Source organism: Legionella shakespearei DSM 23087 (assembly GCF_000373765.1).
Lineage (GTDB): Bacteria > Pseudomonadota > Gammaproteobacteria > Legionellales > Legionellaceae > Legionella > Legionella shakespearei.
In genome coordinates, this window is sequence record NZ_KB892420.1 from 1 (window position 1) to 11258 (window position 11258).

Genomic DNA, 11258 nt, shown 5'->3' on the forward strand with positions numbered 1-11258 from the left:
ATTATAATCATATCATTAAGAGAGGGGGGGACTTTGGGTGGTTTTTCTTTTTTTAGCACGGCATAAACAGACTTCCACTCACATTCATCAAAGAAGACATCACAACTTATCTCAGGACAAGTCCTTCCCATCATGGTTAAAAACAAGATTCTCCAAGTGACAATCATATAAAGAGCAAGACTATTTGCCGTGCTTCTTAACNATTCAAATTGAAGCTCTTCAATCGTGCATCCTGATTTTAGTACCTTAAAAAATATCTCTATTTGCCATCTGCATAGATACCAATTTACCAGTGTTGTTGCTTGTTCCGCTGTTTGAATGGGATAACTGGTCAAAAGGTACCATTCAATGGCCTTTTCGCCGTCAGGAGCATTAATTTCCTTGGCATGTATCACATAGACTGGAGTTGGTTCAAGGGGTGTATTAGCTCTTTTGGGAGGGCTCAGCACCAATTGGCTAAATCGTATTTCTTGTTTCACAAGGCGGGCTTTTCGTTTATGCCTGGCCTTACTATTCCTATTCACCTCTCCGGCAGGTAGTTCAAATTCAATATGACCTTTTATTTCGCCACCCTCAACAGACTGTCTCAATTTTGCATTAAATTCACCGGTATCTTTATTAAGCACTTTACGGTCATGCTGGCATCGTACCAACCAATACGCTTTGTTATGTTCGTTGGGTCGTTTCTCTAAGACTTCGTAAATATCTCCTTCACGGTCAGAGATACTTACGATTACGGTGTTCGGTGCAGCTTTTGCTATTTCATTAGCCGCTTCATAGCCTTTTAACCAACAATACGTTTCTTTTTCTTCGACTTCTCTGTTCTTTCTATCCTCTCTCGTGCCTAGTTCACTTCGTATCCATAGTTGTAAATCTATAGTCCCTAAGCAACATCGCTCAGGAGTAAAGGCAACACTGGGATGAATATAAAAGCCACGGCTATTCTTTTGGGTTAGATAACCCATGTTAATCTTGGATTCATGCCCACTAAAATCAACGTCACTGGTATCTTGCGGAATAAGTACCACTTCTTGCGCTTTTATCCTGGATAAAGTGGCCTCTCGATGGGGCCTTAATATCTTGGTCGGCGTTATTTTATGATGATTTATAAAACGATAGGCACCGATCGTCTCATCCCAACCTTTACAGGCTCCAGGGATGCTTTTACTGGGTGAACTAAATAAACTCTCAAGTAACTTTGTAAAACGTTTATTTAATCGCTTATCTCCAAAATCTTCACCTTGAATCTCTAACTCAGCCCAATTATACATATTTATTTATTCGCTCATTCTTTGAATGAGCGAATGATATGCTAATTGTGATTACTTGTGTATAAAGATATGACCGTCAGGAAGCGGAACAGTTACACAAGAGGAATTTGTTAATTAATTACAGTGTTCTTCAATAAACTGGATAATGTCGTTAGAAAAGCTGCGTTCACTCCATAAATTATTATGATCTTTGTTGGGGAATGTAAGCATTTTTTTGGGCTCATTTGCCGCATCAAACAGCGCTAATCCATCAGTGTAAGGTATTATACGATCCAGTTTTCCGTGTAAAACAAGCAGTGGCGTGTGAATTGTTTTAATACGCTCCAATGAATTATATTTATCCCAGGGTTCCATGAGCACCCATGGATAATGGTAGCGAGCCACATTGGGCAGCGATGTAAATGGAGATTGCAGAATAATGGCACAAGCGGCATGTTCGCTGCCTAATTTTGTGGCTACTCCAGTTCCTAATGATTCACCGTAAAGCACTAATTGAGAGGGCTTTATCCCTTGTTCCTGCAAAAAGTCTAAAGCTGTTTGCCCATCTTCATAAAATCCTTGTTCGTTAGGACTGCCCCTGTTTCCGCCATAACCACGGTACTCGAGTAAGAAGACTCCCAGGCCTGCTTTAAGAAATTTTCGTGCCAGTGTCATACGATAGCCTATGTTTCCCGCATTGCCATGCAAATAAAGTAAGGTAGGTTGATTCTTTGCTGCAGGTTTGTACCAGGATTTGAGTGTCAGATTGTCTTTGGTTTTCAATGTCACTACATCCATATCCTGGGCATGATAAGCCTTTAAATCAGGAATATGGCGATCGGGAAAATAAATTAAGTGCCGCTGAAAGATATAGATGAGTAATAATACAAATCCAAAAATGACACAGCCGATGAGTATGACTTGTTTTATCATTATTTATTCTCTCATCATATTTAATGGGCAATCTTCTCTATTAAGTATTTAGTATAGTTACCTATTTTTCCATGAATCGCAGCAAATTTTCTAATCAGCGTTTTACTCAGGTTTATGTGTGGATTAAAGAACGTCGTGTTTATTCAGCATCACTTTCTTTTAAAGTAACAACTCGGGCTGTAAACATGTAACCACCATTACGAATGGTTTTAATCAAGGCAGGTTTTTTGGCATCTGTTTCTATTTTCTGACGTAAGCGGCTAATCTGTACATCGATTCTTCGGTCAAAAGGGGTGAGATCGGTATTTTTAGTAATTTGAAGTAAGAATTCCCTGTCTAAAACGCGTTGTGGTTGCTGTACAAAAGTAAGGAGCAAGTCGTACTCCCCCGCACTGAGCAAGAGCTCCTGATTATTTTCTCCAAAAACCTGTCGTGATGCCGGATAGAGGCGCCAATTGGTAAACATAAGCACCTCTTTGCCATGAGCTGCCTTTTGTTGTGCTCTGATAACGCGCCGGGTAATTGCCCCAATTCGAGCGTGCAATTCACGGGGATAAAGTGGTTTGGTCATATAATCATCTGCGCCTGCTTCAAGCATAGTGATGCACGTTTCTTCATCAGGATTGTCGTTGATAATGATTAATGGCACAGGATAATTATTATAGAACTGGCCGATAGTATCCGGCTCATTTTTTAAAATAGACCAATTAATCAGAATGGCTGTAGGTAAGCCGTGTTCTAAATGTATAGGATGCAGCGTTTTTTGTTCCACTATACCTAAATTAAATTTGGCAAAATAATCTTTTAAGTCCGCACTGACAGGAGTAGTGTCAATCATCAGCAAATACTGGTGCTGCGTCATCAATTTCCTCCTCACGGTTAAAATAGTGCTTTAATTTTGGCAAGATTATCCTTATCTTGCAATTAATTTTAGATAATTATTGTGAATAGTTCATTTTTATTCAAGTATTTGCGTTGTTTAGCGAAGATCATAGCGCAAATTTTTCTTTTCAATGCTATTGTTAAAGTTCGAGCTACAGGAAGATGCTTGAGGAGAAATGGATGACTCAAAATACACCTGGTTTATCGCATTGGTTTGTTAAGGATGATTATCGGGCCAAAGCGCAAATTAAATATGAATTAAAACATCTGGAGAGCCGCCTTCACCAGTATTTAGATGTTCATAGTGAACTTGTTTATTGCCCCGATGAAGTGGATTCTTTATGTCGCACTTTGGCTAGTCGATATATGGATTATCTGAAATTGATTCATGCTCCTGGTAACGTCGATTTTATTGAGTTGTCAGAACAAGTTAAAACAATGAGTTGGCATGAGCGACATAGTTTAATCGTTTGTTTAAAGCAGCAATTATCTAAAACAGCCAGTTTGGAAGAAGAAACAAAACTGATTATTGAAATTGCCTCTCATTACCACCAGTGCACACAAAGTAGCAGTACAGCATTACCGCCAGAGCCTGGTTTTGTCATTCAGCTGCCTGCTCATGAATTGTTGCGCCTGTTTCATCACCATGATTCAAATCACTGGTTGTCCGGGCTGGTTACTCTTTGGAATCAAAATCACATTGGGGGCATGGAGCCCTCTTTATTATTTCGTGACTGGAGCATAAAAGAGCAGCAAAGTGCATTAGATTTTTTTGCTGATGCGGAATTTGTTAATCTCGCCAATTCCATTTTTTTCTATAAATTGTATCCGGATAAATTATTTAATGAGTTAATTCATCCTGAAAAGCTGGTATCAGTCCGTATGCGCCTGGGATTGTTGCACGAGACTATAGAACTTTTGCAAAGACAGCTGTACAGCACCGCTCTCCAGCATGGTTTAAAACCTGGAATTGATTTTTTATTTCATGGTGATGAATTACCGCAAGGAATTATGATTGAGGTGAATCAGGAGTTTAGAGTGAATATCCAGTTAGCCGTAAAATCTCTTAAAGTAAAAGTAACCGCTGAAAATGAGCAAGAAACTATTATAGAACGATTACATGATTTGGGACGTGCTTATAAATTTTGGTTTAATCCTAATCGCTTGATTGACGCCGTAATGGTTTTACAGCAACGGTTAACGAGTGACTGTGTTGATGCGGCGGAGCAGGTTTCTGCTTTTCGTCAGGAAATGCTTCTTTTATACCGTCAGCTGACGACCACAGATTGTTTGAATTTATATGGATACTTTGCTAACAACGACAGTCGCTATTTGCTCTATACCTTGTTTACCATAGTTCAGGGCAAGCCCATTGATTGGCTTCCTGAGCTTAACATGGCTGAGAAAAAGGCTGTAGCTTCTGTATTTCAGGCGTTGCAATGTGTGATGGAGGCATTGCGGATGGAATTAAAAAACCGGCATGTCACTACAGAGCCTTATGTTTATGATTTGGCAAAACCCTATCTTCAGGCTGGGCGACGCAACCGGGATGCTGTTTTCAGAATAATTGCCATTTATGGACGAGAAACCGTCACTGTGAGTGATGCCATAGAAAAATTATTTGGCTTTGTGGAAGACAGCTAGATCTACGTCGTCCTTCGCGCCAAAAGACGCGCTCAGGACGACGTAGATCTGGAGGAGGGGCGGAAGTTCCTGGAAAATTCCCGTATTACGCTTCGCTAATACGGGCTACAGAGCCTGTGAGAGCCTGACTAAGGAATAGGGAGCACTAATTTTTTACCATAAAATTTCTGCAATTCTTTGGTCAGTTCCGCGGCTGGAGTTTTTTGCGCAAAGTCGCTATGTAAATCATCAATCCACTCCCCTGTGGAAAGATTTTGGATTACCGGGATATAACTGGTGTCATCTGGATAAAGTGCCAGAATCCAATCTCCCTGGATTACACCATATAATTTATTATTATTAATGTTGATTAATTCGTTGGGCTTTAATTCAAGTTCACCATTATCCGGATTGACCCGAAACAGAATGTGACCTAATTCTATAGCCTTCTCTTTGGAAAAATCCTGATTGGGGTACATACCGCTTTCTATAAAAAAAGTACGTTGTGGTACGCTTTGGCGGGGATTCATTATTGAGGGCAATAATGAAATGCCATCCATATTTGCAGCGCTTTGCATATTTAAAAACGCAAGTATGGTCGGGGCTAAATCAATTAATGCTACTCTGGTTTTAATTGTTCCTGTCCCGGTTAGCATCTTGCCATTTTTATAAATATTAAATGCTAAAACACTATGGTATTGCCTGGGGCTTAAGATATCAGAACCATGGCCGGCACTTTTATCCAGTTCTGTGGCTGTTTTATTTTTGAAATATTCTGCTAATCTGCTGCTTAAAAGGCTTTGATAGTTCTGATAATTAGTGAGTCTTGAACCAGGATAATATAAGGCTTCACCATGGTCACTAAGAATAATGACTAAACTGTCAGTGAAATAGTCATTGTTTTTCAGATAAGAGTAAAAGGAATGGAATTGCTTATCTACTCTTCTCAGCGCACTTTGATACAATTTATCCCGTTTGGTAAGGCTAAATTCATTATTGACTTCCTCAGGTAAGGATTTGGCCCAGGCATAAGGCCAGTGTGGAAGGGTAAAATGCACTGCCAGAAAAACAGGCTTGTTTTTAGGTTGCAGCGACAGATCTCTTTCCAGTTTTTCACTAAAAGTATCAGGATAATAAGAAAAATAACTGGCGCGATTAGAGTAATTGTAGGGAAACAGCCATGAGCTTACCCGAAAATTAATCAGCAAATTCCCCAAAGGAAAATCATTATAAGAACCCAATATCACATCGTTAACCCCTAGTTTGGGGCCAATAACTTTTTGAAAACCAAAATCTCTGTCAATGCTATTAAAGCGTCTGTCATCAGTTGCATAAATCGTGTTATAGCCTGCTTGATTTAATTGCCAAATGATACTTGCCTGACTGTCTACCGTATTTTTAGCGACCAGATTTTCTTCGGCATGATGATGTTCTGTATACAGACCTGTCAGTATAGAACACCAGGCGGGATAAGTTCTGGCTAAAGGACTAATGGCATTAGTGAATTGAACACTGCTCTCCAATAGCTGAGACAGAAAAGGCATATTCTTTCTATTCACACTTTCCGGGCTTAACGAATCAATACCCAGGATAATAATATTAGGTTGGGTATTACGATTTGTGCCTGCGACAGGTTTTAAATCGAACCAAATGAAACAAACCACAATGGGAATAGCAATAATGAGGATACGCAGAGTACTGCGATAAAATAAGTTATTCAGTAATAAAAGGCTTAAACCAAGCAGGGAAAAATAGAGCACTATTAAAATACAGAACTCTGAAACTGGGGGCGAAAACAGTTTACTGAAGATACTAAGGGGAAAGAAATAAGTATTGGCGCTGAGTATAGCCGCTGCGAATAAAGACCAGATAATGATCTGCCACTGCTCCAAAGAAAAATGATGCCAGGGACGGTTTAAAATACCTGTTAACAGCCAGGTTTGAATGACTGAGAGCATCAGATACAAGCTGATATGTACCATTAAGGTACCAAAAAATTCCAGATAAATTTCCCAGGGAAGTGGTATCGAATGAACCAGACTGCCTGAATGTGAGTAAATCAGGGCTAACTGTAATCCCAAAAAACATAAATTATATAATGCAAAATGCAAAAAAGAGGAAATGGATTTCTGCGATTGTTTCATGGGGAAGGATCGGAAAAGGAGTTAATATGCCAATTATAAATGTAGCTGTCGATAGTATTGGTATGTTTTAACTGGCTTAGTAACGGTTCCCTGGCAAATTGTAACAAATGCTTAATGACATCCTTTTTGGTTCCACCAAAGTCTTCCTCATACCAGTCATAGATTTTGGAGATTATCAGTTTGCCTTCTATTACCTGGGCTCCGCGGAATGAATTAATGTATGAAGTAGCTGATGTGTTGAGTTGTTCTTCGATTTGTGAACCCAAATAAGCTTGTTTGTTCAAATTCGGTGCCCCTATGGTTGCATTATTTAATGCATAATGGGTACGTGGATCATTCCATATAGGTCTGATAATACGATTATTTATATCATCCAGGCTTAATGGAGTATTATTAATGGTTATAAGATTGGCTCCCCATGGGCCTACGCTGAATAATCCTGGTGAAATATTAATTTCCTGAATATTGGCTACAGGGTAATAGTTGGCTACTGTTTGTACTGTTAATGCATTGTAGAGATTGATCCAATACGCCAGTTGTTCTTGTCGGTTGTAATTGGAAATGTCTATTTGAGACAGATATTTGATGTATTCCTTGAGTGAATCCAAATCCTGCTGGTTTAAATTTCCATAATCAACCAGGTTAATTTCCTCATCATTAACAGATACATGCTTATTAAGGAACTCTTGCCATAACTGATGAGAAATGGTTTCTTTGGAAAGTGGGTTATTCACTTCCCATGTAGGCCATAAACTTTTATGAAAAGATGCATAAGTTAAGCCCGCGCTGAGAAACAATAGAAGGGTCAGGCTAAACTGAATCAGGATATTATTTTTTCCAGGATTAAACATTAATTGCCGCTCTGTTTCTCAGGGCGCTACCAATGGTATTCCCATCTAAAAATTCTAATTCACCACCAGAAGGTATTCCATGTGCTAATTGACTGATATTCACTGATTCATTTCTTAATAATTGATGAATGAAATGCACCGTTGTCTGTCCTTCAACACTGGGACTAAGAGCAAGAATAACCTCTTGGATTTGCTGCTCAAGAATCAGGGTTTTCAACTTTGGTAAACCAATATCATCAGGGCCTATACCGTCAAGAGGTGATATTTTTCCCATTAAGACAAAATATCTTCCCTGAAAAGCATTGCTTTGCTCTATTGCCGAAACATCTGCAGGGCTTTCCACAACACAAAGCATGGTTGTATCCCGTTCAGAATTCTGGCACAGAGAGCATAGGGGGTGTTCTGTGTAATTATTGCATTGCTGACAATGGCTGATGCCTGTCATTGCTGCTTCTAAACAAGAAGCGAGGTGCAAGCCTCGCTCTCTTTGGTATTGCAAAAGATGGAACACCATTCGTTGTGCTGATTTTGGGCCTACGCCTGGAAGACAGCGAAGAGCTTCTGCCAGGCGGTTGAGTGTATCCATGTTCAGGCTTATTCCTCTTTATCGCCTTCATCGCCTTTATCGCCACCCATAAGATCAGTAGGAATATTAAGACCGGCTGTTAATTGGCTGATTTTATCTTTAGATGCTTTTTCGATTTTACGTACCGCATCATTGACTGCTGCTGCTACCAAATCTTCCAGCATTTCTACATCTTCGTCCATCAATGTAGGTTTAATTTTAACCTCAGTCACATCATGACGACCGTTCATTTTAACGGTGACCATGCCACCACCTGACTCGCCACTGACTACTAACTGGCTTAATTGTTGCTGCGCTTCTTGCATGCGTTGCTGCATCTTTTGCGCTTCTTTCATCAGATTACCAAGATTTTGATTAATATCCATCACGGCCTCATTTTTTAGGGTTAGTTATACTATTATAAGTCATCTTTCAGCGGGACAATAGAATTTTTGACCAATTCAGCTGAAAATTCTTGTTGCAGCTGCTGAAAAACGGGATCGTTATGTAACGCTTCTTCTGCCTTTTGTTGTTTCTGTTGGGTCGCACGTTCCTTTTGCTGAGCAGGAGAAGCTTGCACTGCCTCTTTACTGTTGAGAATAATTTTTACAGGGCTTTGGTAATAATCAGCTAATGCTGTTTCAATTCGTGCCAGAGTAGACGGAGTAAACAACGATTCATGTCCTTTAGCTACTCTGAGGGTGACTTCACGCCCATCGCGCTTTACAAATTCTGCATTTTCTATAGCATTCAAAGCAAAGCCAGATAATTTTAATTGCGGAATGATGTGGATCCAGTTTGTTGCATCAATAGTCAAGTCCCTGTTTATTTCCAGGGAAGGCACTGCTGGTTTTTGTTCCAAAGGAGTATTTACATCATCATTGGAATCCACTGGCTCTCTTGCATCAATTTGTTCGGCAGCAGGTGTTTCTTCTCTGATAACTGCTGTTTCAGCTGCATCAGGTGTCTTTGTAACGGTCTCTGTTTCTGCAATGACAGAATTCACTGTACTGTGCTCAGGTTTCAGTTCCTGAAAAGCCAAATGTGGTACTGGTGTTTTAGGCGCCGGCCTGAACGTTAACATGCGTAATAGGGTCATGTTAAAGCCTATTGTCAAAGTTGGGGCAAGATGTATTTCTTCCTTGCCTTTCAAGGCTATTTGATAAAATAACTGAATGTCTTCTGGGGAAAATTGTTTCGCGAGAAATTTAATATGCTCCGTTGGGCTAATTAACGGATTATTATCGCCTATGCTCTGGTAAACCGTAATGTGGTGAAGATGATTCAGCATTTCATCAAGAACATATTGAAAATGACTGCCTTCAACAGCTATTTCCTGACTTAATGTCAATAAGGCAGAAGCATTTTGCTCTGCCAGAGCAGAAAGCAGCTTTAGTGCGTAATCTTGCTGCGTATATCCTAAAATCATTTTGACATCACTGGCTGTCAGCATGCCATCACAACTAGTGATGGCCTGATCCAGCAAACTCAACGCATCACGCATGCTGCCACGAGCTGCGTGAGCTAATATATCCAGAGCTGCAATTTCAAATGCAGCCTGTTCTTCATTCAGGATGAGTTGCAAATGCTGACTGATCAATTCTGCTGCCAAATGTTTGAGATTGAATTGAAGACAACGTGACAGTACGGTGACTGGCAATTTTTGCGGATCAGTTGTTGCAAGAATGAATTTAACATGTGAGGGTGGTTCTTCCAGCGTCTTGAGCAGGGCATTAAAGCTATGCTGTGACAGCATATGCACTTCGTCTATCAAATAAATTTTAAAGCGGCCGCCAGCCGGGGCATATTGCACATTATCCAGCAAGTCACGAGTATCTTCGACGCGTGTTTTGGATGCTCCGTCTATTTCAATCAAATCAATGAAACGTCCTTGTTCGATGGACACACAGGCATCACATTGAAGACACGGTTCGGAACTTATTCCTGTTTCACAATTAAGGGCTTTTGCCAGAATACGTGCAACACTGGTTTTCCCCACACCGCGGGTTCCAGTAAACAGATAGGCATGATGCAAGCGTTGTTGATTCAGAGCATTAATCAATGCTTTATTAATATGCTCTTGGCCAACCAGTTGGGAAAACGTGCGTGGTCGCCATTTACGGGCAAGTGCCAGATAGCTCATACAATTTTTCACAAGTTGGGTGGCAGCTCTAAGAGCTACACCTCGGCGCCCGAATCAATCGTTACCGCTGCTCCCTTCCGGGCCTGACGGGGTTCACAATCTATCGTCGCGAGGGAACCAATAGAGCCACCATAGTTGAATTGCGAAGAGTAACAAAAAAAAAGGAAAATCACCATACCTGACAAGGATTTTTCTAATAATTCATAAAAAATGAAAAAAAATTAGTCATGGCATGTCCTAATGTGTTCTGAAATAACTTCAAGTAAATTCAGGCGGTTAACCTAATGCAGCGATGTGCTCTAAACGCGATATTTTAGTTTTGTGTTATTTTTTTTCATAAAAATGGTCATATTACCCAAATTTATACTATAATATGTATCTGCATTAAACATTCCTCGTATTATTTCTACGAAGTAACTTTTTTTAAAAAAAAGTAAAAAAGTGTTTGACACTGAAGTCGAAATCAGTAGAATACGCAGCACGCCTTCGGGGCAACGTTCATTAAGAAGAGAGAAGACAAACTGTGTGGGCACTTTGAACACCTTTGAGTGCTTGATAAAGAAACAAAGAAGTAAAGAAGCTAGACGAGTCTAGCACAGGAATTGAACTGAAGAGTTTGATCCTGGCTCAGATTGAACGCTGGCGGTATGCTTAACACATGCAAGTCGAACGGCAGCATTATCTAGCTTGCTAGATAGATGGCGAGTGGCGAACGGGTGAGTAACGCGTAGGAATATACCTTAAAGAGGGGGACAACTTGGGGAAACTCAAGCTAATACCGCATAATTTCCATGGAAAAAAGCTGGGGACCTTCGGGCCTGGCGCTTTAAGATTAGCCTGCGTACGATTAGCTAGTTGGTAGGGTAA

The 11258-nt window shown here is 40.2% G+C and carries 9 protein-coding genes, 1 rRNA gene and 1 other RNA gene; 2 read left to right on the forward strand and 9 right to left on the reverse strand.

Translation table 11 applies throughout. From position 1 onward, the window contains the following. The 3 genes from B094_RS0112130 to B094_RS0112140 all read right to left on the reverse strand — a co-directional run. Positions 1 to 1271, reverse strand: a 1271-nt coding sequence (locus B094_RS0112130) for an IS4 family transposase (RefSeq protein ID WP_018578081.1), incomplete at its 3' end; no start/stop codon positions are given. Between the two features lie 114 nt (positions 1272 to 1385). Then, positions 1386 to 2183 carry an alpha/beta hydrolase gene (locus B094_RS0112135; protein ID WP_018578082.1) on the reverse strand — a complete coding sequence of 266 codons (798 nt, stop codon included), beginning with the start codon at positions 2181 to 2183 and terminating at the stop codon, positions 1386 to 1388. 139 nt (positions 2184 to 2322) lie between these two features. Then, on the reverse strand, positions 2323 to 3045 hold the full coding sequence (locus B094_RS0112140; protein WP_018578083.1) for a winged helix-turn-helix domain-containing protein: 723 nt from the start codon (positions 3043 to 3045) through the stop codon (positions 2323 to 2325). A 200-nt stretch (positions 3046 to 3245) separates the two neighbouring features. On the opposite strand from B094_RS0112140, the gene B094_RS0112145 reads away from it, so the two are divergent. Next, positions 3246 to 4709 (forward strand): hypothetical protein, encoded by a 1464-nt coding sequence (locus B094_RS0112145; protein ID WP_018578084.1) that lies wholly within the window; start codon positions 3246 to 3248, stop codon positions 4707 to 4709. Positions 4710 to 4837: 128 nt separating this feature from the next. On the opposite strand, the gene B094_RS0112150 is transcribed toward B094_RS0112145, so the two are convergent. The 6 genes from B094_RS0112150 to ffs form a co-directional block, all read right to left on the reverse strand. Continuing rightward, positions 4838 to 6832 (reverse strand): sulfatase-like hydrolase/transferase, encoded by a 1995-nt coding sequence (locus B094_RS0112150; protein ID WP_018578085.1) that lies wholly within the window; start codon positions 6830 to 6832, stop codon positions 4838 to 4840. Then, complete coding sequence (locus tag B094_RS0112155) at positions 6829 to 7683, reverse strand: DUF547 domain-containing protein (protein WP_018578086.1); 855 nt, start codon at positions 7681 to 7683, stop codon at positions 6829 to 6831. Before B094_RS0112155 ends, B094_RS0112150 begins: the two co-directional genes overlap by 4 nt. Next, positions 7676 to 8269 carry a recombination mediator RecR gene (recR, locus tag B094_RS0112160; protein ID WP_018578087.1) on the reverse strand — a complete coding sequence of 198 codons (594 nt, stop codon included), beginning with the start codon at positions 8267 to 8269 and terminating at the stop codon, positions 7676 to 7678. The genes B094_RS0112155 and recR overlap by 8 nt, the downstream gene beginning before the upstream one ends. An 8-nt stretch (positions 8270 to 8277) precedes the next feature. Then, entirely contained in the window at positions 8278 to 8634 is a 357-nt protein-coding gene (locus tag B094_RS0112165; RefSeq protein ID WP_018578088.1) for a YbaB/EbfC family nucleoid-associated protein, read from the reverse strand. A gap of 32 nt (positions 8635 to 8666) precedes the next feature. Beyond that, positions 8667 to 10391 (reverse strand): DNA polymerase III subunit gamma/tau, encoded by a 1725-nt coding sequence (dnaX, locus tag B094_RS0112170; RefSeq protein ID WP_018578089.1) that lies wholly within the window; start codon positions 10389 to 10391, stop codon positions 8667 to 8669. 26 nt (positions 10392 to 10417) lie between these two features. Continuing rightward, positions 10418 to 10514: signal recognition particle sRNA small type (ffs, locus tag B094_RS17055), an RNA gene on the reverse strand. Between the two features lie 481 nt (positions 10515 to 10995). On the opposite strand from ffs, the gene B094_RS0112175 reads away from it, so the two are divergent. Beyond that, positions 10996 to 11258, forward strand: a 16S ribosomal RNA gene (locus B094_RS0112175); the annotation flags it as partial.